Origin of the sequence: Cryobacterium sp. N22 (genome assembly GCF_002929555.1) — a bacterium.
GTDB lineage: Bacteria > Actinomycetota > Actinomycetes > Actinomycetales > Microbacteriaceae > Cryobacterium.
Genome location: NZ_PJJP01000025.1, coordinates 21,312 through 42,936, shown reverse-complemented (window position 1 = coordinate 42,936; position 21,625 = coordinate 21,312). Strand labels below are relative to the sequence as shown.

The window sequence follows — 21,625 nt, the reverse complement described above, 5'->3', positions numbered from 1 at the left end:
CCAGCACCACACACACAAAGGAGTGACCGTGAAGCGTTTCCCTCGCCCCACGATTGTGGCCGCCGTCGCCGGCGCCGCAGCTTTCGCCCTGCTTGCCTCGGGCTGTGCGCCCGCAGGCGACTCGAGTGATGAGGGCGGCAAGATCAAGTTGACCGTCGCCACCTTCAACGAATTCGGCTACGAAGGCCTGTTCGAGAAGTACATGGAAGAAAACCCCGACATCACCGTCGTCGCCAAGAAGGCCGCGACGTCGAACGAGGCCCGCGACAACCTCACCACCCGGCTCGCCGCCGGCAGCGGCCTGAGCGATGTCGAAGCCATCGAGGTTGACTGGCTTCCTGAGCTCCTGCAGTACTCCGACCAGTTCGTCGACCTCAGCTCCGACGAGGTCGAGGGCCGCTGGCTCGAGTGGAAGGAAGCGTCGGCCACCGACGCCGACGGCAACCTGATCGCCTACGGCACCGACATCGGCCCGGAGGGCGTCTGCTACCGCTCCGACCTGTTCGCCGCCGCCGGCCTGCCCACCGACCGCGCCGAGGTCGCCACTCTCCTCGGTGACAGCTGGGACAGCTACTACGCAGCCGGTGCCACGTTCACCGCTGCCGGCACCAACGTGCCGTGGTTCGACTCCGCCGGAGCCACCTGGCAGGGCGTCATCAACCAGTTCGACAACGCCTACGAAGAGGATGACGGAACCGTCATCGCCACCGAGAACCCCGACGTGAAGGCCGCGTACAACAGCGTCCTCGACGCCAGCAGCACCCTCTCGGCTCACCTCCAGCAGTGGAGCGACGACTGGACCGCGAGCTTCCAGAACGATGGCTTCGCGACCATGCTGTGCCCGGGCTGGATGCTCGGCGTCATCGAAGGTAACGCCGCCGGCGTCACCGGCTGGGACATCGCCGACACCTTCCCCGGTGGCGGTGGCAACTGGGGCGGTTCGTACCTGACCGTTCCGGCTCAGTCCGAGCACCCCGAAGAAGCCAAGGCGCTGGCCGCCTGGCTGACCGCGCCGGAGCAGCAGCTCTCGGCGTTCGCCTCCAAGGGCACCTTCCCGAGCCAGGTCGAAGCTCTCGAGAGCCCCGAACTGCTCGAATCGACGAACGAGTTCTTCAACAACGCACCGGTCGGCCAGATCCTCGCCACCCGCGCCGCGGCCGTTGAGGTCACCCCGTTCAAGGGTGTGAAGTACTTCCCGATCAACGACGCCATGCAGCAGGCCCTCACCCGCGTCGAAGACGCGTCGATGACCCGCGAACAGTCGTGGGAACAGTTCGTAACTGACGTGAACGCGCTGGGCTAACCAGCCAGTTCGCCGCACGTCCGCAGTACCCGCCAGGTGGAGGCACCTGCCTCCACCTGGCTCCCTTTCGTTCAACCTGCTCCCACCCTCAAGGACTCGAATGACAGCCGCGACCGAAGTCGATGCCCGCGCGATCCGCCGCATCGCCTTCAACCACCGCCTTTCCCACTGGGACGTGAAGCTCTCCCCCTACCTTTACATCTCACCGTTTTTCATCGTCTTCGCACTGATCGGGCTGTTCCCCCTCGGGTACACGGCCTGGGTGTCGCTGCACGACTGGAACCTCATCGGTGGCCAGGGCGACTTCGTCGGTCTCGAGAACTTCCAGACCGTGCTCGCGCAGCCGTACTTCTGGATCTCGCTGCGCAACACCTTCAGCATCTTCCTGCTGTCGGCCATCCCCCAGGTGATCGCGGCCATCGCCATCGCCGCGGTGCTCGACTTCAACCTGCGCGGCAAGACCTTCTGGCGCATGGGCGTCCTGCTGCCCTACGTGGTGGCCCCCGTCGCCGTCGCCCTGATCTTCAACGACCTGTTCGGTGACAAGTACGGCGTCATCAACCAGCTGCTGAACACCGTCGGCCTCGAGTCCATCCGCTGGCACGTCGACGTCATTCCCAGTCACTTCGCGATCGCCACCATGGTCAACTTCCGCTGGACCGGCTACAACGCCCTGATCTTCCTGGCCGCCATGCAGGCCGTGCCCCGCGACTTCTACGAAGCCGCGATCATCGACGGCGCCGGCCGCTGGCGCACCTTCTGGTCGCTCACCGTTCCGCTGATGCGCCCCACCATCATCTTCGTGATCATCACCTCCACCATCGGTGGCCTGCAGATCTTCGACGAGCCGCGCATGTTCGACCAGTACGGCCAGGGCGGGGCCAGCCGGCAATGGCAGACGCTGACCCTCTACATCTACGAGTTGGGCTGGAACCAGCGGAACTTCGGCAGGGCCTCCGCCGTGTCGTGGCTCCTGTTCCTCATCATCATCCTGATCGCCGCGCTCAACTTCTACATCAGCCGGAAGATCAGCGCCACGAGCGACAAAGCCATCAAGGTTCGACCCATCAAGGCACGAGGAATCTCATGAGAAAGACACGTTCAATCGGCGGCCATGACCGCCGCCCGGGCTTCTGGGTCTATGGAGTCCTGATTGCCGTGCTGGTTGGATCGTTCTTCCCGATCTGGTGGTCCTTCCTGATCGGCAGCCAGGATGCGACCGCTATCAACAAGAACGGCATGATCTTCGTGCCCGGCGGCAACTTCTTCGCCAACGCCGCCACGGTCATCGACAGCATCCCGTTCTGGAACGCCCTGCTGAACAGCATCATCGTGTCCTCGGCCGTGGCCCTGAGCGTCGTGGCCTTCTCCACCCTGGCCGGCTACGCGTTCGCGAAGCTCAAGTTCCGCGGCCGCGAAGGCCTGCTCGTCTTCGTCATCGCCACCATGGCCGTGCCCACCCAGCTCGGCATCGTGCCGCTGTTCATCGTGATGTCACGGCTCGGCTGGACGGGCAGCCTCTGGGCCGTCATCGCTCCCGGCCTGGTCACCGCGTTCGGGGTGTTCTGGATGACCCAGTACCTCAAGGACGCCCTGCCCGACGAGCTCATCGAGGCCGTGCGCATGGACGGTGCCTCGATGATCCGCAGCTTCTGGCACGTGGGCCTGCCCGCGGCCCGGCCGGCCGCGGCGATGCTCGCCCTGTTCGCGTTCATCGGCACCTGGACGAACTTCTTCTGGCCGTTCATCGTGCTCGACCCCGGCAACCCCACCCTGCCGGTGGCCCTGCAGCAGCTGCAGGCCGCGTACTACGTGGACTACTCGCTGGTGCTCTCCGGTGTGGTGCTCTCGATCATCCCGCTGATCGTGCTCTTCGTCTTCCTGGGCAAGCAGCTGGTGGCCGGCATCATGCAGGGTGCGGTCAAGGGATGACCAGGGCCTTCCCGGCCGACTTCCTGTTCGGTGCGGCCACGGCCGCCTACCAGATCGAGGGCGCCGCCCACGACGACGGCCGCACCGACTCGATCTGGGATACCTTCAGCCGCATCCCCGGCGCCGTCGTCAACGCTGAAAACGGCGACGTCGCCTGCGACCACTATCACCGGTACGCCGGCGACGTGGCCGTGATGAAGGAGCTGGGCCTGCAGACCTACAGGTTCTCCACCTCGTGGTCCAGGGTCCGCCCCGACAACGGGCCGGTCAACCCGCAGGGCATCGACTTCTACTCCCGACTCGTCGACGAGCTGCTCGGTGCGGGCATCAAGCCGTGGCTCACCCTGTACCACTGGGATCTGCCCCAGGCGCTCGAGGAGAAGGGCGGCTGGGCCAACCGCGACACCGCGGAACTGTTCCGTGACTACGCCCTGTCCGTTCATGACGCCCTCGGCGACAGGGTCGGTGTCTGGACCACGCTCAACGAGCCGTGGTGTTCCGCGTTCGTCGGTTACACCGCCGGCGTGCACGCGCCCGGTCGGCAGAGCAAGACCGACGGGCTCGCCGCAGGCCACCACCTTCTGCTCGGTCACGGCCTGGCCGTGCAGGCCCTGCGCGAACGCGACCCCGGGCTGGAGCTCGGTATCACCCTGAACCTCACCGTGGCCAAGCCCGTCGACCCGGCCCGGCCCGGCGACGTGGACGCGGCCAGGCGGATCGACGGCCAGCTCAACAGGTTCTTCCTCGATCCGATCTTCCGGGGCAGTTACCCGGCCGACCTTCTCGACGACGTGGCCCACCTCGGCTTCACCGATCTCGTGCGGGACGGCGACCTCGCCCAGATCAGCCAGCCCCTGGACAGCTTCGGAGTGAACTACTACAACGGGTCGCTGGTCTCCGACCGGCCCACCGAGTCCGCGCAGCTCTCGCACGACCCCACCAACCGGGCGACCAGTTCGCCCTTCCCCGCCGCGGACGGCGTGTTCAACCATCCCCAGGGACTGCCGGTCACGGCCATGGACTGGGAAGTGCAGCCCGACGGGTTGCGCGAACTCCTGGTGCGCGTCGGGGCCGAGTACACCGGCCCGGCCGGTACCGACCTCTACGTCACCGAGAACGGCGCCGCGTATGACGACATCGTGGCGTCGGATGGCTCGGTGCACGACGCCGATCGCACCCGGTTCCTGCAGCTGCACCTCGACGCCGTCCTCGACGCCATCGACGAGGGTGTGGACGTGAAGGGCTACTTCTACTGGTCGCTGATGGACAACTACGAGTGGGCCTGGGGATACCAGAAACGCTTCGGCATCGTACGCGTTGACTACGACACCCAGGAGCGCACCATCAAGGACAGCGGTCGCGCCTACGCGGCCATCGTTGCGGCTCGCTCGCTGACCACGGCAGCGGAACCGGCTCTCGCAAAATAGAATGACCTTCATGACAACCGGAACGCGCCAGCCGCGTCCAGCGCAACCGACGCTCGAGCTGGTGGCTGAGGCCGCCGGCGTGTCCCGCGCCACCGTGAGCCGGGTGGTGAACGGTTCCACCAAGGTGAGTCCGGAGATCGTCGCGGTTGTCACCGCGGCGATCGAACGGCTGAACTACGTGCCCAACCGCGCCGCCCGGTCGCTCGCCAGCCGGCAGACCCAGGCCGTCGCCCTGGTCGTCCCCGAAGACATCACCAAATTCTTCGGTGACCCGTACTTCGCGGCCATCGTGCAGGGCATCACCCGGCGCCTCGACGAGAGCCAGTACATCCTCAACCTGCTCGTCGCCTCCAGCGATCCCAGCCACAAGACCATGCGGTACCTGCGCAGCGGCAACGTGGACGGCGCCCTGGTGGTCTCGCACCACACGCGTGACGAATTCCTGAGCGACATCGGGTCGCAGATCCCGCTGGTCTTCGGCGGCCGGCCGTCGGACCATTTCGGCCCGGACACGTACTACGTCGACGTCGACAATGTCGCCGGCGCGCAGGTCGGCACCCAGCACCTGCTCGACATCGGCCGGCGCCGCCTGGGCTCGATCACCGGCCCGATCGACATGCCCGCAGGCATCGACAGGCTCACCGGTTTCCAGCGCACGCTGGAGCAGGCCGGGCTGCCCTCCGGCGCCGTCGAGCACGCCGACTTCACGGCCGTCTCCGCCGCCGCCGCGATGCGCCGGCTGCTCGAGCGCCGGTCCGACCTCGACGGGCTCTTCGTGGCCAGCGACCTGATGGCCACCGGCGCCCTCGACGTGCTGCGCGAGCAGGGCTACGCGGTGCCGGACGACATCGCGATCGTGGCCTTCGACGACAGTCCGGCCGCGATCGGGGCCGCCGTGCCGCTGACGACGATCAGCCAGCCGTCCGCCGAGATGGGCTTTGCCATGGCCGACATGCTGCTGCGGCTGCTCACCGGTGACACCGATGTTCCACGCCGCAACATCATGCCGACCCGGCTCATCCGGCGCGCCTCGGCCTGATCCTCAGGCTGCGCGGCCTGACCCGACGCGCCTAATCGAGCTGCGGCATGACCTCGCGGGCGAGGAAATCGAGGTGATCGAGGTCGGCCAGGTCCATGATCTGCAGGTAGACGCACTCCACACCGTCGGCGGCGAGGGATCCCAGCCTGTCGACGACCTCGCCGGCGGTCCCGGCGATCCCGTGCTCGCGGAGCTCGGCGGGCTCCCTGCCCACGGCTGCAGCCCGGCGGGCGAACTCGGCCTCGTCGGCTCCGGCGACCGCGATGAGCGCCGCCGAGTAGACCAGTTCCTGCGGGTCACGTCCGACGGCCTCGCAGGCCGCTCGCACCCCGGCGAACTTTCCGGGGATATCGGCGAAGTCGGGGAACGGCAGGTTGAATTCCGTGGCGAACCGCGCGGCCATCGCCGGGGTGCGCTTGGCTCCGCCGCCACCCACGATCACGGGCACACGCGACTGCGTGGGCTTGGGCAGGGCGGGCGAGTCGACGAGGGTGTAGTGCTCGCCGGCGAAGCTGTAGGTCTCACCGACGGGAGTGCCCCACAGGCCGGTGATCACTTCGAGCTGTTCCTCGAGCATGCCGAACCGCTTGGCCGGGAACGGGATGCCGTAAGCCAGGTGTTCCTGTTCGAACCAGCCGGTGCCCAGGCCCAGCTCCACGCGTCCGCCCGACATCTGGTCGACCTGGGCGACCTGAATGGCCAGGACCCCCGGCGGGCGGTAGGTGAGCGACGACACCAGGGTGCCGAGGCGGATGCGCTCGGTCTCGCGCGCCAGCCCGGCCAGGGTGGTCCAGGCATCCGTCGGCCCGGGCAGCCCGGAGACGTGATCGCCCATGGCGAGGTAGTGGTCAGAGCGGAAGAATGCGTCGAAGCCGAGCGTCTCGGTGGCCTGCGCGACCGCGAGGAGGTCGTCGTAGCTGGCGCCCTGCTGGGGCTCGGTGAAAATGCGGAGTCTCATGCTCCCAGTCTTGCTTCCAGACCGGAGTCGACGAAATCCACGCCGGGCAGGGCGCCGAGCCTCTCGTGCATCACGGCGAGCGATTCCGGGTTCTGGTCGATGAGCAGGAATTTGCGCCCCAGGGCGGCCGCGACAGCACCCGTCGTGCCGCTGCCGGCGAAGAAGTCCAGCACCCAGTCGCCCTCACGGCTGGACGCCTGGATCATGCGCCGCAGGATCCCGACGGGCTTCTGGGTGGGGTAGCCGGTCTTCTCCTTGCCCGTGGGCGAGACGATGGTGTGCCACCAGACATCCGTGGGGAGCTTGCCCTTGGCCACCTTCTCCGGTGTGACCAGCCCCGGCGCCATGTAGGGCTCGCGGTCCACGGTGCTGGAGTCGAAGTAGTAGCCCTTCGGGTTCTTCACGTAGACCAGGATCGTGTCGTGTTTGGTGGGCCAGCGGTTCTTCGATTTGGCACCGTAGTCGTAGGCCCAGATCAACTCGTTGAGGAAGCAGTCCCGGCCGAAGAGCGCGTCGAGGAGCACCTTGGCGTAGTGCGCTTCACGGTAGTCCAGGTGCAGGTAGAGCGTGCCGTCGTCGGCGAGCAGCCGCCAGGCCTCGATCAATCGGGGCTCCAGGAACGCCCAGTAGTCCTCGAACTGGTCGTCGTAGCCGAGCAGATCGCCCTTGATGCGCTCGTAGCGTTGGCCCTTGAACCCGGTGATGGTGCCCGTGGCGTGCGCGCCGCTGGCCAGGGTGCTCCGCACCGAGGTGGTGGACTGCCGCTTCTGGCTGCGGCCGGTGTTGAACGGCGGATCGAGGTAGATGAGAGTGAACGCGGCGTCGGGCAGCGTCGGCAGCACAACCAGGTTGTCTGCCTCGATGACCCTGCTGGGAGAGGACTGAGTCCACGCGTTTGGCATTCCCTCATTCTGTCAGTCGGCTTACGCTGTTCCGATGACAAGTGAAGAGATGACGCGTGACGACACCACCGCGCACGTCAAGCACGAACCGGACCTCTCGCGCTACACGCTGTGGCAGGACGGCGAACCGGTGGGCCTGGCCGACTACAGGCTGGTGGGCCAGGAACTGAAGTTCACCCACACCGAGATCGACCCGGCCAAGCGCGCACACGGGCTGGCGAGCATCCTCATCGAGCAGGCGCTCGATGACGTGCGCACCCGCACCGACCTCACCGTGGTGGCGGCGTGCCCGTTCGTCGCGGACTGGATTGACCAGCACGCCGAATACCAGGACCTGCTCATCCGCGGCACGTAACGCGGTGCTCGCCGGGGGCCGTGCGGGTTAGGGGACGCGGCCGATCCAGGCGTCGGTGCTGAATTTACTCTCCACCAGGTCGGCGGCCTTGGCGTATTCCTCGTCGGTGATGTCGCCGGGTTTCGCGCCGTACAGGCTGGTGAAGGTCTGCTTCATGCGGTCGATGATCTCGGCGCGGCTGAGGCCCGTCTGGCTGCGGAGCGGATCCACCCGCTTGGCGGCGCTGGTGATGCCCTTGTCGCTGAGCTTCTCCCGGCCGATACGCAGCACCTGCACCATCTTCTCGCCGTCCATGTCGTAGCTCATCGTCACGTGGTGCAGCACGGCGCCGCTGCCGAGGCGTTTCTGGGCGGCCCCGCCGATCTTTCCGGTGGGGCTCGTGATGTCGTTGAGCGGCTGGTAGTGCGCGTCGATGCCCAGCGACTTGAGTGCCGTGATGACCCATTCGTCGAGGAAGGCGTACGAGTCGGCGAAGCTCATGCCGTGCACGAGCTCGGTAGGCGCGTAGATCGAGTAGGTGATCACCGAACCGGCCTCCATGAACATGGCACCGCCGCCGGAGACCCGGCGCACCACGGTGAAGCCGTGCTTTTCGGCGTTGACCGGGTCGACCTCGTTCTTCAGCGACTGGAAGCTGCCGATCACGACGGCCGGTTCATTCCACTCCCAGATGCGCAGGGTGGGGCTGCGTCGGCCCTCGCCGACCTCGACCGCGAGCACCTCATCGAGCGCCATCTGCATGACCGGGGGCACGGCCTTGGTGTGGATGATCTGCCACTCGTAGTCCCGCCAGCCGCTGGCGTGCGCGAGCGAACGACGCACGGCGACGGCGACCGACTCCGGTGAGAAGCCGAGCAGGGTGGCCTGGGGCGGCAACGCGGCACGCACCGCAGCGGCGATGGTGGCGGCGTCACTGTCGGCGGCGAGGCCGTTCACCGCGGCGTTGATGTCCTCGAGGGCGTCATCAGGCTCGAGAAAGAAATCACCGGCCAGGCGAAAATCGGTGATGAGATTGTCGACGACATTCAGATCGACCACAACGAGTTTGCCGCCCGGGACCTTGTATTCACCATGCATGTGCCCAGCCTAATCGTCGGCCGGAGCCTCCGAGACGGCGGCCGGGAGGTGCGCGTCGAGCCAGGATACGAGGTCGGCCAGCACCTCGTCGCGGTTGGTCTCATTGAGAACCTCATGCCGGGCACCGGGGTACACGATCAGGCGCACATCCCGCAGGCCCGACCGGCGCCTGAAGGCGTCCGCAAGTTTGCGGGCGCTGCGTTCCCCGCCCACGGGGTCGTCGCCGCCCACCTGGATGAGCACGGGCAGGGCCGCGGGGAGCCGCCGGGCGGGGCTGCCGAGGATGCGGAGGGCGTCGCGCAGGCCGAAGAGCTGGGCCAGCGGCACGCTCGTCGTGAGCGGGTCGGCCACGAACGCCGCCGCGACCGCCGGATCCCGGCTGAGCCACTCGGCGCCGGTCGAGCCGAGGTGCCGGTGCCTGGCGTTGAGATCGCCGCTGTTGAGGTAGCCGGGCCAGCGGTAGGCGGTGCCGGTGAGCACGACAGCCTGATAGTCCTCCGGATACCGGTTGAGGATCATCTGCGCCATGAACGACCCCCAGCTGTGGCCGAGCAGCACCAGGGGAACCGGCGGGCGCCCGTGCTGCTCGCCCTGAACCGCCGTCTGTTCGAGGACCGCCTGGCGGATCATGCCGGTGAAGGCGTGCACGGCGGAGACCGCCGCGCGCAGGCCGCCAACGCCGAGCCGACCGAGCTGGGTGGCATCGCCACCGTGCTGCAGCATCCCGGTCTGGCCGTGCCCACGGTGATCGTCGGCATAGACGGAGTAGCCGGCCGCGTTGAGCGCGCGGGCCACCTCCCGGTAACGCAGGGCGTGTTCGCCGACCCCGTGCACGAGTTGCACGATGGCACGCGGGTTGTCGACCGGCCAGGCGTAGTAGACGATCCGGACGCCGTATTCATCGGTGAAGGTGGGCACGCGCTCATTCTGCCGTACAACCAGCCCGCCTGTCCCACCCTTCTGCTCCCCGTGGCCGCCGCGCCGATCTCACACGGATCAGGCCGAGCGGGAATCATTAGCATGGCTAATTTGTTAGGCTAAGTAATCATGTCAGAGAGTCCCATTGCGCCCAGTCCCCCAGCCCCAGCCCCAGCCCACGCGCCAGCACCGGCCCCCGCGGCGGCGCACGCGCACACCAAGCGCCGCTCCGTCGCAGAGTTGAGCCACGATTTCAGGCTCGCCAACGGTCGGCTGGCCCGCCGGGTGCGCCAGGAGCAGGCCGACAACGAACTCACCAGCGGCCAGTTCTCGGCCCTCGGCGCGGTCTTCAGGCTCGGCCCGATGACCCTGAGTGCGCTCAGCGAGGAGGAACGGGTCACCCCGCCCTCGATGAACCGCACCGTGAACGCCCTCGTCGAGGCCGGCCTGGTCGACCGCGCCGGCTCCGCCGAGGACGGCCGCAAGGTTGTGCTCACGGCCACCGCCACCGGGATGACCCTCGTGCGCGAAACCCGCAGACGCCGAGACGACTGGATCGCCAAGCGCATCCTGCGGCTGACACCCGAACAACGTCAGGTCCTGGCGTCCGCCACCGAAATCATGAAGGAGCTCGCCAACAGTTGAGTGCAATGTTCCGCTCCCTGAGCGTGGTCAACTACCGGATCTGGTTCGCCGGCGCCCTGGTGTCCAATGTGGGCACCTGGATGCAGCGCACGGCCCAGGACTGGATCGTGCTGACCCAGCTCACCGACTACAACGCCACCGCGGTGGGCATCGTGATGGCCCTGCAATTCGGGCCACAACTGGTGCTGATGCCGTGGTCGGGCCTCATCGCCGACAGGTTCGACAGGCGCAAGCTACTGATGCTCACCCAGGCCCTGATGGGCCTGCTCGCGCTGGGCCTCGGCCTGATCACCATCACCGGCGTCGTCGAGCTGTGGCACGTCTACCTCTTCGCCCTCGGCCTGGGCGTTGTTGCCGCCATCGACGCCCCCGCCCGGCAGACCTTCGTTTCCGAGCTCGTACCCGACGACAACCTCTCGAACGCCGTGGCGCTGAACTCGGCCTCGTTCAACGGCGCACGGCTGATCGGCCCCGCCGCGGCCGGCCTCCTCACCGTCGCCGTCGGCGCCGGCTGGGTGTTCATGATCAACGCCGTCACCTTCGCCTTCACCGTCGCCGCCATGACGCTGCTGCGCACCAAGCAACTCCGCAAACAGCCGCGCGCACCTCGTGAACGTGGCCAACTCATGGCCGGATTCAGGTACGTCTGGCATCGGCCCGACATCGTCGCGGTGCTGATCACGGTGTTCCTGGTAGGCACGTTCGGCTTCAACTTCGCCATCTTCACCTCGACCATGGCCACCGTGGAGTTCGGCATGGGCGCCAGCGAGTTCGGCATGCTCAGCTCGATCATGGCCGTGGGCAGCGTGGCCGGCGCCCTGCTCTCTGCCCGGCGCAGCCGCCCCCGGATGCGCCTGGTGGTGGGCGGTGCCTTCTTCTTCGGCCTCACCTGCACCATCGCCGCTCTGATGCCCAGCTACATCGCCTTCGCGATCTCGCTCGCGTTCGTCGGGCTCACCTCGCTGACCCTGATGACGACCGCGAACGCCTACGTGCAGACCACCACCGAGCCCGCCATGCGCGGCCGGGTGATGGCGCTGTACATGGCCATCTTCGCCGGCGGCACCCCGCTCGGCGCCCCGCTGGTCGGCTGGATCGCCGACCAGTACGGCCCCCGCTGGGCCATCGGCGTCGCCGCGGCATCCGGGCTGCTCGCGGCCGCCGCGGTGATGTTCTGGATGATCAGGTACCAGCGCCTGCGGGTACGCATCCGCCCCCGCACCACGCCCCGCACCGCGCGGGTGCACGTGCGGCACCGCGGCGACGGCCATCCGCTCACCTCGGCCATTCGCACCGTCACGGACAGGGCAGCCGCTGCCGCGCGCGAGCGCGACCGCGAGACCGCGACCCGGGAGATCGCGGTGACCGAAGCCACCGGGCCGCGCTAGCCCAGCACCGGCGGTCAGCCCCCGGTCGACGCCCGGATGATGAGTTCGGGCTGGAACACGATCTGCTCGTGCTCGCCTTCCGCTCCGTTGGCGGCCTCGCGCAGCAACAGGTCGACCGCTGTGTGGCCGATCAGTTCGCTCGGCTGACGGATGGACGAGAGCGGTACGACAGCCGCCGACGCGAACGCGATGTCGTCGTAGCCGATCAGGGCGATGGCGCCGGGCACCTGAACGTCTCCGTTCATGTTCAACGCCTGGAGCACGCCCATCGCGAGCAGGTCGTTCGCCGCGAAGATCGCGTCGGGCCGCTCACTTGCCGCCCTGGCCATCACCGATTCGCCCGCCCTGCGCCCCTCCAGCACCGACAGCGCGGTGGTCTCGATCACCTCGAGGGTCGCACCCGCCTGCTCGGCGACGGCCGATCTCGCTCCCGCGAGCCTGTCGGTCACCTGCCGCAGGCTCGCGGGTCCGCCCACGAAGGCCAGCCGGCGCCTGCCCCGCTCGAGCAGGTGGCGCGCGGCGGTGTACCCCCCGGCCGGGTCATCGACCGACACCGAGGAGAAATTGCGGTTCTCGGCCTGGCGGTCGAGGAGCACGGTTGGCGTGCCCCGCTCACGCAGCCGGGCCAGGCGCTCGGTCGTGTCACCGATGGGCGAGATCAGTACCCCGTGCACCCGCTGCTCCTCGAAGAGGTCCAGGTACGCGTTCTCGCGCACGGCGTCGTCGTCGCTGTTGCCGAGGAGCACCGTGAGGCCCGCCTCGGCAGCGCGGTTCTCGGCACCGCGCGCCAGGTCGGTGAAGAACGGGTTGCCCACGTCGAGCACGACCAGGCCGATGCTGCGGCTGCGGCCGGCCCGCAGCTGCCGGGCGGCGTCATTACGCACGAAGCCCAGCGCGAGGATCGCGGCCTGCACCCGTTCGACGGTGTCCGGCGACACCTTCTCCGGACGGTTCATCACATTGGAGACCGTGCCGACGGACACCTTCGCCAGAGCCGCCACCTCGCGCACGCTGACCACCATCTGAGCCCTTTCGTTGCCGCTGTGGCTCCACCCTAGCGCCCGTGACAAAGTCGTTGCTTGACAGTCTCTCGTCGTCGACCTATATTCATCACCAGTCGATTAAAACGATTCAATCACACTTCCCTCCTTCAGCGTCGAAGATAGGTCCTGCCCATGACGATCAGCCCCGGCGTGTCCGGCCCCGCCGCCCTCGAGCTTCAAAACGTCGCCAAGTCCTTCGGCCCCGTGGTCGCCCTCTCGAGCGCCGACCTCACGGTGCAGATGAATTCCATCCACGCCCTGGTCGGCGAGAACGGTGCCGGCAAGTCCACCCTCGTGAAGATCATCGCGGGGCTCTACCAGCGCGACGCCGGGGAGTTCCTGCTCCGCGGCGAGAGCGTCGACTTCACCTCCACGGCCCAGTCGAAGGCCGCCGGTATCGCCGTGATCTACCAGGAGCCCACGCTGTTTCCCGACCTCTCGGTCACCGAGAACATCTTCATGGGCCGCCAGCCCACCAACCGATTCGGCCGCATCGACCGCAAACGGATGCGCGCCGAGGTGCAGGAGCTCTTCGCCCGCCTCTCTGTGCGGATGAACCCCGACCGGCCCGCAGAGGGACTCTCGATCGCCGACCAGCAGATCATCGAAATCTCCAAGGCCATCTCCCTCGACGCCAGGGTGCTCATCATGGACGAGCCCACCGCCGCCCTCAGCGGCGTCGAGGTGGAGCGATTGTTCGCCGTTGCCCGCAGCCTGCGGGACGAAGGCCGGGCGATAGTGTTCATCTCCCACCGTTTCGACGAGGTCTTCGCGCTCTGCGACACCATCACCGTGATGCGCGACGGCCGCTACATCTCGACGGACAAAATCGAGGACACCAGCGTGAACGAGATCGTGCGCCGGATGGTGGGCCGCGACATCACCGAACTCTTCCCCAAGCAGGCGGCCGCGATCGGCGAGACGGTGCTCGAGGTGACCGGCCTCACCTCGGCCGGAGTGTTCCACGACATCAGCTTCTCGGTCGCGAGCGGCGAGATCGTGGGCTTGGCCGGGCTCGTCGGCGCCGGGCGCAGCGAGGTCGCCAGGGCCGTGTTCGGGGTGGACGGCTACGACTCCGGCACCGTCACCATGGGTGCCAAGCGTGTTCCGCGGCGGAACCCGGTGGCGGCCATGAACCTCGGGCTCGCCCTGGTCCCGGAGGACCGGCGCAAACAGGGCCTGGTGATCGACTCCAGCGTCGCCCGCAACACCACGATGTCCATCCAGCGGACCCTCACCAGGGGCGGCCTAATTTCCTCCGCCGCCGAGAACGCCGCCGCCCGGATCTGGGCCAGCCGCCTCGAAGTGAAAACCAACGCTCTCGACACCGTCGCCGGCACGCTCAGCGGCGGCAACCAACAGAAGGTCGTGCTGGCGAAATGGCTGGCCACCGATCCACGGGTGCTCATCATCGACGAACCCACCCGCGGCATCGACATCGGCACCAAGGCCGAGGTGCACCGCCTGCTCTCCGAGCTTGCCGGGCAGGGCCTCGCGATCCTGATGATCTCCTCCGAGCTACCCGAGGTGCTCGGCATGGCGGACAGGGTGCTCGTGATGCGCGAGGGCCGCATCACCGCCGACATCAGCCGGGCCGATGCCACCTCCGAGACCGTCATGTACGCCGCCACCCACGCAACGGAGCACGCCAAGTGACCACCACCCTGACCCCACCCAGGACGCATCCGCTGCGACGCGGCCTCACCTCGTTCGTGCGCGCCCGCGAGACGAGCATCCTGCTCGCCCTGATCCTCGTGATCGTGGCCGCCACGGCCGTGAACCCCAACTTCATCTTCAGCTCGGATGGCTGGCGTGACCTGCTGCTGACCCCGTCCATCCTCATCCTCGTGGCCATCGGCCAGGCGATCGTGATCATCACCCGCAGCGTCGACCTCTCGGTCGGGTCGGTGCTCGGCCTCACGGCGTACCTGACCGGGCGGCTGTTCATCGACATCCCGGGCATCCCGATCGTGGCGGTCTTCCTGGCCGGCATCGTCTTCGGCGGCCTGCTCGGCCTGATCAACGGCGCCCTGGTGGCCTTCGCCCGGGTGCCGGCCCTCGTGATCACGCTGGGCACCCTGTATGCCTATCGGGGCATAAACGTGCTCTGGGCGGGCAGCGACCGGATCAACGCGTCCGACATGCCCAAGGACTTCCTCGCCCTCGGCACCGGGTCGCTCCTCGGCATCCCCCTGCTCACCATCATCGCCCTGGTGGTCCTGGCGGCCGCCGGTTGGTACATGCGCAACACCCGCGGCGGGCGGGAGTTCTACGCGATCGGCTCGGAACCCGCCGCCGCCGAGCTCTATGGCCTCAAGGTGACCCGGCGCATCCTCATCGCGTTCGTGGCCTGCGGGGCCCTGGCCGGGCTGGCCGGTGTGCTCTACGCCGCCCGGTACGGCACGATCAACTCGCAGGCCGGCAGCGGGTTCGAACTCGATGCCGTCGGCGCGGCCGTCATCGGAGGCGTCGCCATCTTCGGCGGCAGCGGAACCGTGTGGGGCGCCGCCCTCGGCGCCGCCCTCCTGCTCACCATCAACCGGGCACTGCCGATCCTGGGCGTGCCCGACTTCTGGCAGCGTGCCGTCGTCGGCGCCCTCATCATCGGGGCCATCGTCCTGGACCGCATCCTGGCCCTGCGACAAACGCGCAAGCTCCTGGAAGAAAGGGACGACACCCATGAGTGACACGACCCTCGCCGGCACCGGCGCCACGCGCACCTACCGGGACTACGGGCATCCCCTCTGGCGCCGTCTGCTCGTCAGCCGCGAGAGCGCCGTGATCCTGCTGCTGCTGCTCGTGATCGGCGTCGCCATGCTGCGGGTGAACAACTTCGGCAGCCCGCTCACGATGACCTACCTGCTGCTGGATGTCGCTCCGATCCTGCTGATCGCGCTGCCGATGACCCTCATCATCATCACGGGCGAGATCGACCTGTCCGTGGCCAGCATGGTCGGACTCAGCAGCGTGCTCGTCGGGATCCTGCACCAGGGTGGCCTGAGCATCCCCGTTGCCGGACTCATCGCCGTCATCGTGGGCTGCATCGGCGGAGCGATCAACGGCTTCCTGGTCACCGTGGTCGGGCTGCCCTCCCTGGCCGTCACCATCGGCTCGCTGGCGCTCTATCGCGGGCTGGCCGTCGGCCTGCTGGGCACCACGGCGGTCACCGACTTCCCGCAATTCTGGACCGATCTGGCCAAGTCGAAGATCGGCGGCACCGCGCTGCCCAGCATCATCGTGCCCTTCCTGGTCCTGCTGGTGGTCTTCGCGCTCCTGCTGCACTTCACGCCGTTCGGCCGTGGCATCTACTCGATCGGACTGAGCTCGGAGGCGGCCACCTTTTCCGGGGTCAACGTGAACCGCACCAAATTCATCCTCTTCGTGCTCGCCGGCGCCGTGTCGGCGTTCGCCGGCATCTACTACACACTGCGATTCGGCAGCGCCCGCGGCGACAACGCCACCGGCCTCGAACTGCAGGTGATCGCCGCCGTCCTCCTCGGCGGGGTGTCCATCTTCGGTGGTCGTGGTGCTCTGCACGGCGTGATCGCCGGGGTGCTGCTCATCGGCGTCCTCGGCAGCGCGCTGCGGCTGGCCAACGTGACCGCCGATGTCATCAACATCATCACGGGAGTGCTCCTCGTGCTCTCGGTGGTGTCCACCAGCGTCCTGGTCTGGCTGCAGAACACCTGGCAGAAGTCCCGGAGATCCGCCCGCAATCGCACAGCCCAACACTCACCGCATTGAAAGGAAGAACACTGATGTTGTTTCGCACCCACAACACGCGCAAGACCCGCACAGCAGCCGTCGCCGCCATCGCCCTGAGCCTCGCGCTCGTCGCCACCGGCTGCTCGGCCGAGTCCGGCACCTCGGGGGGAACCGACGGCGGCGGCGACGCCAACCTGGCGATCACGTTCCTGCCCAAGAACCTCGGCAACCCCTACTTCGACACCTCCGACGCCGGCGGCGAGACGGCCATCAAGGAGTTCGGCGGCACCTTCGCCGAGGTCGGCCCCGTTGAGGCCACCCCGGACGGCCAGGTCAGCTACATCAACACCCTCACCCAGCAGGGAGTGGGCGCGATCGTGGTCTCCGCCAACGACCCCAAGGCCATCGGCGGCGCCCTCACCGAGGCGCGCGACGCCGGGGTCAAGGTCGTCACCTTCGACTCGGACACCGACCCCGAGTACCGCGATGTCTTCATCAACCAGGCCGACGCCGAGGGCATCGCCAAGGTGCAGGTCGACCTCATCGCGGAGCAGATCGGCGACGCCGGCGAAGTGGCCATCCTCTCGGCCTCGGCCAACGCGACGAACCAGAACGCCTGGATCAAACTGATGGAAGAGGAGCTGGCCACGAACCACCCGAACATCACCCTGGTCGAGACGGTCTACGGCGACGACGACGACCAGACCTCGTTCGACAAGACGGCGGCGCTGCTGCAGAGCCACCCGAACCTGAAGGGCATCATGTCGCCCACGACGGTGGGCATCGCGGCCGCCGCCCGGTACCTGCAGACCTCCGAGTACAAGGGCACCGTGGCGCTGACCGGCCTGGGCACCCCGAACCAGCTGCGCGACTACATCGAGGACGGCACCGTCACCGCTTTCGCGCTGTGGAACCCGGCCGACCTGGGCTACCTGGCTGCCTACGCGGCCAAGGCGCTCATCGAGGGTGACATCACCGGTGCGGACGGCGACAGCTTCGACGCCGGCGAACTGGGCGAGTTCACCGTCGGCGCCGACGGTGTCGTGCTCCTCGGCGACCCGTTCGTCTTCGACAAGGCGAACATCGGGGACTTCGACTTCTAGCGGTCCCCCCGGGGCGGGCCGTCACCGTGGCGGCCCGCCCACCCGTCGAAAGGACACCCCAGTGCAACGCGTCTGCTTCCAGCTCCAGGTGAAACCCGACCGCATCGAGGAGTACACCAGGCGCCACGCTGAGGTTTGGCCGGAGATGCTCGACGCGTTGCGGGACACCGGGTGGAGCAACTACTCGTTGTTTCTCCGCGACGACGGGCTCCTCATCGGATACGTCGAGACCCCCTCGCTCGAGGCCGCACAGGCCGGCATGGCGCGCACCGCGGTCAACGCCCGCTGGCAGGCCGAGATGGCCGAGTTCTTCGTGAATCTCGGCGGGACGCCCGATCAGGGCTTCCTCCAGTTGCGAGAGGTCTTCCACCTCGAGGATCAGCTGGGTCAGGGCAGCACGACTTGACGGAATTGAAACGATTCATTTAGACTCACACACACCTCCAAGCGATCACAGAGAAGTGACCCCCATGACGACATTCGATTCCATCACCCCCCAGCTCGCCACCCAGGCCATCGAGCTTCCGTCCTGGGCGTTCGGCAACTCCGGCACCCGGTTCAAGGTCTTCTCCACGCCGGGCACGCCCCGCACCATCCAGGAGAAGATCGCGGACGCCGCCACCGTGCACCGGCACACCGGCCTGGCCCCCTCCGTAGCGCTGCACATCCCCTGGGACAAGGTGGAGGACTACGACGCTCTCCGCGACGTCGCCGGCGAGCGCGGCCTGGCTCTCGGCACGGTCAACTCGAACACCTTCCAGGACGACGCCTACAAGTTCGGCAGCCTCACCCACACGGATGCCGCCGTGCGCCAGAAGGCCATCGACCACCACTTCGATTGCATCGACATCATGCACGCCACCGGGTCGCAGGACCTCAAGATCTGGCTCGCCGACGGCACCAACTACCCCGGGCAGGGCGACATCCGCGGGCGCCAGGACCGACTCGCCGAGTCGCTGCAGACGATCTACGGCCGGATCGGCGAGAACCAGCGGCTGGTACTCGAGTACAAGTTCTTCGAACCCGCTTTTTATCACACCGACGTGCCCGACTGGGGAACGTCCTACGCCCAGGTGAGCGCCCTCGGCGAGCGCGCCCTGGTCTGCCTGGACACCGGCCACCACGCCCCGGGCACCAACATCGAGTTCATCGTCGCCCAGCTGCTGCGGCTGGGCAAACTCGGCTCCTTCGACTTCAACTCCCGCTTCTACGCCGACGACGACCTCATCGTCGGCGCGGCGGACCCGTTCCAGCTGTTCCGCATCCTCTACGAGGTCATCCGCGGCGGCGGTTACGGGCCCGACTCCCCCGTCGCCTTCATGCTCGACCAGTGCCACAACGTCGAAGACAAGATCCCCGGCCAGATCCGCTCGGTGCTCAACGTGCAGGAAATGACCGCCCGCGCGCTCCTCGTGGACGGCTCCGCGCTGCGCGCCGCCCAGGACGCCGGCGACGTACTCGGCGCCAACGCCATCCTGATGGACGCCTTCTACACCGACGTGCGCCCGGACCTCGCCGCGTGGCGTGAGTCCCGCGGGCTGCCCGCCGACCCCATGGCCGCCTACGCGGCATCCGGCTACCAGGCGGCCATCGCCGTGGAACGAGCAGGCGGCCAGCAGGCCGGCTGGGGAGCCTAACCCCGCAACTGTTCCCGCTCCGGACAACTGCGTCCGGCGCACCGGGCGCAATTGTCCGGATGGGCAACAGTTACGCCGCATTCCCCTCGCTCACCGCCCCACCCCGACCTCGAAAGAAGTTCGCCATGACCAACCCCACCGCCCAGGAGCTGATCGCCCGCTCCAACCGGCTCGGCGCCGACCCCAAGAACACCAACTACGCCGGCGGCAACACCTCGGCCAAGGGCACCGAGATCGACCCGGTCACCGGTGAGACCGTCGACCTCCTCTGGGTGAAAGGCTCCGGCGGCGACCTCGGCACCCTCACCGAGCCCGGGCTCGCCGTGCTGCGGCTGGACCGGATGCGCGCCCTCACGAACGTCTACCCCGGCGTCGACCGCGAGGACGAGATGGTTGCCGCCCTCGACTACACCCTGCACGGCAAGGGTGGGGCGGCACCGTCGATCGACACCCCCATGCACGGGCTGGTCGATGCGGCCCATGTCGACCACCTGCACCCGGATGCCGGCATCGCGATCGCCACCGCCGCCGACGGCGAAGCGCTCACCACCACGATCTTCGGCGACCGCGTGGTCTGGGTGCCCTGGCGCCGCCCGGGCTTCCAGCTCGGCCTCGACATCGCCGCGATCAAGGACGCCCATCCGCAGGCCATCGGCTGCATCCTCGGCGGCCACGGCATCACCGCCTGGGGCGACACCAGCGCGGCCTGTGAGGCGAACTCGCTCTGGATCATCCAGACCGCCACCGGCTACATCGCCGAGCACTCCGTCGCCGAGCCGTTCGGCGCGGTGCTCGACGGCTTCGGCCCGCTGACCGAGGCCGAACGCCGCGCCAAGGCCGCCGCCCTGGCGCCCACCCTGCGCGGCCTGGTCTCCACCGACAGCGCCAAGGTGGGCCACTTCACCGATGCCCCCGAGGTCCTGGACTTCCTCTCCCGCGCCGACCACCCGCGGCTGGCCGCCCTCGGCACCAGCTGCCCCGACCACTTCCTGCGCACCAAGGTCAAGCCGATGCTGCTCGACCTGCCGGCCGGGGCCTCCGTGGAGGACTCGATCGCGCGCCTGCAGGAGCTGCACGAGGCCTACCGCGCCGACTACCAGGGCTACTACGACCGGAACGCGGTCGCGACAAGCTCGACCACCACAGGCTCCCCCGCCATCCGCGGCGCGGACCCCCTCATCGTGCTGATTCCCGGCGTGGGCATGTTCAGCTACGGCGCGAACAAGCAGACCGCCCGGGTGGCGGGCGAGTTCTACCTCAACGCCATCAACGTGATGCGCGGCGCCGAGGGCCTCTCCAGCTACGCGCCGATCGACGAGGCCGAGAAGTTCAAGATCGAGTACTGGGCCCTCGAAGAGGCCAAGCTGGCGCGGATGCCCAAGCCCAAACCGTTGGCCACCCGCGTGGCCCTGGTCACCGGGGCGGCGTCGGGCATCGGCAAGGCCATCGCCACCCGGCTGGCCGCGGAGGGCGCCTGCGTCGTCATCGCCGACCTCGACCTGGCGACGGCCCAGGCCGCCGCCGCCGAGATCGGCAACGAAGACGTGGCGATCGGCGTGCAGGCCGACGTCACCGACGAGGCCCAGGTGCAGGCATCCGTCGACGCCGCCGTGCTCGCCTTCGGCGGCCTCGACCTGGTCGTGAACAACGCCGGGCTGTCGCTGTCCAAATCGCTGTTGGAGACCACGGTGGCCGACTGGGACCTGCAGCACAACGTGATGGCCAAGGGTTCGTTCCTGGTTTCCCGGGCTGCCGCGAAAGTGCTCATCGACCAGAAGCTCGGCGGCGACATCATCTACATCTCGTCGAAGAACTCGGTCTTCGCGGGCCCGAACAACATCGCCTACTCGGCGACCAAGGCCGACCAGGCCCACCAGGTGCGTCTGCTGGCCGCCGAGCTCGGCGAGTACGGCGTGAAGGTCAACGGCATCAACCCCGACGGCGTCGTGCGCGGCTCGGGCATCTTTGCCGGCGGCTGGGGCGCCAAGCGCGCCGCGGTCTACGGGGTGAAGGAGGACGACCTGGGCAAGTACTACGCCCAGCGCACCCTGCTCAAGCGCGAGGTGCTGCCGGAGAACGTGGCCAACGCCGTGTTCGTGCTCTGCACCAGCGACCTCAGCCACACCACCGGGTTGCACATCCCCGTTGACGCCGGCGTCTCCGCCGCCTTCCTCCGGTGAGCGGCGCCGTGCG

The 21,625-nt window shown here is 68.0% G+C and carries 20 protein-coding genes; 15 read left to right on the top strand and 5 right to left on the bottom strand.

Translation table 11 applies throughout. The features are described 5' to 3' along the window. The first annotated feature begins 28 nt into the window (after positions 1–28). The 5 genes from CXY76_RS04000 to CXY76_RS03980 all read left to right on the top strand — a co-directional run bounded on the left by CXY76_RS04000 (position 29) and on the right by CXY76_RS03980 (position 5,701). Positions 29–1,303, top strand: a complete 1,275-nt coding sequence (locus CXY76_RS04000) for an extracellular solute-binding protein (protein WP_369826064.1) — start codon at positions 29–31, stop codon at positions 1,301–1,303. A gap of 100 nt (positions 1,304–1,403) precedes the next feature. Next, positions 1,404–2,393 (top strand): carbohydrate ABC transporter permease, encoded by a 990-nt coding sequence (locus CXY76_RS03995; protein WP_104162965.1) that lies wholly within the window; start codon positions 1,404–1,406, stop codon positions 2,391–2,393. After that, entirely contained in the window at positions 2,390–3,235 is an 846-nt protein-coding gene (locus CXY76_RS03990) for a carbohydrate ABC transporter permease (protein ID WP_104162964.1), read from the top strand. Before CXY76_RS03995 ends, CXY76_RS03990 begins: the two co-directional genes overlap by 4 nt. Then, positions 3,232–4,662 carry a GH1 family beta-glucosidase gene (locus CXY76_RS03985; RefSeq protein WP_104162963.1) on the top strand — a complete coding sequence of 477 codons (1,431 nt, stop codon included), beginning with the start codon at positions 3,232–3,234 and terminating at the stop codon, positions 4,660–4,662. Before CXY76_RS03990 ends, CXY76_RS03985 begins: the two co-directional genes overlap by 4 nt. A 10-nt stretch (positions 4,663–4,672) precedes the next feature. Then, positions 4,673–5,701 carry a LacI family DNA-binding transcriptional regulator gene (locus CXY76_RS03980; protein WP_104163011.1) on the top strand — a complete coding sequence of 343 codons (1,029 nt, stop codon included), beginning with the start codon at positions 4,673–4,675 and terminating at the stop codon, positions 5,699–5,701. A gap of 31 nt (positions 5,702–5,732) precedes the next feature. Here CXY76_RS03980 and CXY76_RS03975 read toward each other — a convergent pair whose 3' ends face one another. Next, positions 5,733–6,659, bottom strand: a complete 927-nt coding sequence (locus CXY76_RS03975) for an LLM class F420-dependent oxidoreductase (RefSeq protein ID WP_104162962.1) — start codon at positions 6,657–6,659, stop codon at positions 5,733–5,735. Continuing rightward, on the bottom strand, positions 6,656–7,561 hold the full coding sequence (locus CXY76_RS03970) for a site-specific DNA-methyltransferase (protein WP_104162961.1): 906 nt from the start codon (positions 7,559–7,561) through the stop codon (positions 6,656–6,658). Before CXY76_RS03970 ends, CXY76_RS03975 begins: the two co-directional genes overlap by 4 nt. Positions 7,562–7,595: 34 nt before the next feature. Here CXY76_RS03970 and CXY76_RS03965 point away from each other — a divergent pair, with 34 nt between their 5' ends. Continuing rightward, positions 7,596–7,916, top strand: a complete 321-nt coding sequence (locus CXY76_RS03965) for a GNAT family N-acetyltransferase (RefSeq protein ID WP_233199553.1) — start codon at positions 7,596–7,598, stop codon at positions 7,914–7,916. 27 nt (positions 7,917–7,943) lie between these two features. Here CXY76_RS03965 and CXY76_RS03960 read toward each other — a convergent pair whose 3' ends face one another. Both CXY76_RS03960 and CXY76_RS03955 read right to left on the bottom strand, forming a co-directional pair. Further along, positions 7,944–8,993, bottom strand: a complete 1,050-nt coding sequence (locus CXY76_RS03960; protein ID WP_104162959.1) for a biotin/lipoate A/B protein ligase family protein — start codon at positions 8,991–8,993, stop codon at positions 7,944–7,946. A gap of 9 nt (positions 8,994–9,002) precedes the next feature. Further along, positions 9,003–9,911: an alpha/beta fold hydrolase gene (locus CXY76_RS03955; protein ID WP_104162958.1), complete on the bottom strand. Its 909-nt coding sequence runs from the start codon at positions 9,909–9,911 to the stop codon at positions 9,003–9,005. Positions 9,912–10,040: 129 nt separating this feature from the next. Here CXY76_RS03955 and CXY76_RS03950 point away from each other — a divergent pair, with 129 nt between their 5' ends. Further along, positions 10,041–10,556 carry a MarR family winged helix-turn-helix transcriptional regulator gene (locus tag CXY76_RS03950; RefSeq protein WP_104162957.1) on the top strand — a complete coding sequence of 172 codons (516 nt, stop codon included), beginning with the start codon at positions 10,041–10,043 and terminating at the stop codon, positions 10,554–10,556. Next, entirely contained in the window at positions 10,553–11,944 is a 1,392-nt protein-coding gene (locus tag CXY76_RS03945; protein WP_233199552.1) for an MFS transporter, read from the top strand. The genes CXY76_RS03950 and CXY76_RS03945 overlap by 4 nt, the downstream gene beginning before the upstream one ends. A 14-nt stretch (positions 11,945–11,958) precedes the next feature. Here the strand turns inward: CXY76_RS03945 and CXY76_RS03940 are convergent, their stop codons facing one another. Next, positions 11,959–12,966 (bottom strand): LacI family DNA-binding transcriptional regulator, encoded by a 1,008-nt coding sequence (locus tag CXY76_RS03940; RefSeq protein ID WP_104162955.1) that lies wholly within the window; start codon positions 12,964–12,966, stop codon positions 11,959–11,961. A gap of 153 nt (positions 12,967–13,119) precedes the next feature. On the opposite strand from CXY76_RS03940, the gene CXY76_RS03935 reads away from it, so the two are divergent. The 7 genes from CXY76_RS03935 to CXY76_RS03905 all read left to right on the top strand — a co-directional run bounded on the left by CXY76_RS03935 (position 13,120) and on the right by CXY76_RS03905 (position 21,612). Beyond that, a complete protein-coding gene (locus CXY76_RS03935; RefSeq protein WP_104162954.1) occupies positions 13,120–14,643 on the top strand; it encodes a sugar ABC transporter ATP-binding protein in 1,524 nt (507 codons plus the stop codon). Beyond that, positions 14,640–15,674 (top strand): ABC transporter permease, encoded by a 1,035-nt coding sequence (locus tag CXY76_RS03930; protein ID WP_104162953.1) that lies wholly within the window; start codon positions 14,640–14,642, stop codon positions 15,672–15,674. Before CXY76_RS03935 ends, CXY76_RS03930 begins: the two co-directional genes overlap by 4 nt. Beyond that, positions 15,667–16,731 (top strand): ABC transporter permease, encoded by a 1,065-nt coding sequence (locus CXY76_RS03925; protein ID WP_104162952.1) that lies wholly within the window; start codon positions 15,667–15,669, stop codon positions 16,729–16,731. The genes CXY76_RS03930 and CXY76_RS03925 overlap by 8 nt, the downstream gene beginning before the upstream one ends. A 14-nt stretch (positions 16,732–16,745) precedes the next feature. Further along, on the top strand, positions 16,746–17,795 hold the full coding sequence (rhaS, locus tag CXY76_RS03920; RefSeq protein ID WP_104162951.1) for a rhamnose ABC transporter substrate-binding protein: 1,050 nt from the start codon (positions 16,746–16,748) through the stop codon (positions 17,793–17,795). Positions 17,796–17,856: 61 nt separating this feature from the next. Continuing rightward, positions 17,857–18,201 (top strand): L-rhamnose mutarotase, encoded by a 345-nt coding sequence (locus CXY76_RS03915; RefSeq protein ID WP_104162950.1) that lies wholly within the window; start codon positions 17,857–17,859, stop codon positions 18,199–18,201. A gap of 64 nt (positions 18,202–18,265) precedes the next feature. Further along, positions 18,266–19,432: an L-rhamnose isomerase gene (gene rhaI, locus CXY76_RS03910; RefSeq protein ID WP_104162949.1), complete on the top strand. Its 1,167-nt coding sequence runs from the start codon at positions 18,266–18,268 to the stop codon at positions 19,430–19,432. Between the two features lie 125 nt (positions 19,433–19,557). Continuing rightward, positions 19,558–21,612, top strand: coding sequence for a bifunctional aldolase/short-chain dehydrogenase (locus tag CXY76_RS03905; RefSeq protein WP_104162948.1), 2,055 nt, complete (start codon positions 19,558–19,560; stop codon positions 21,610–21,612). Positions 21,613–21,625 lie beyond the last annotated feature (13 nt).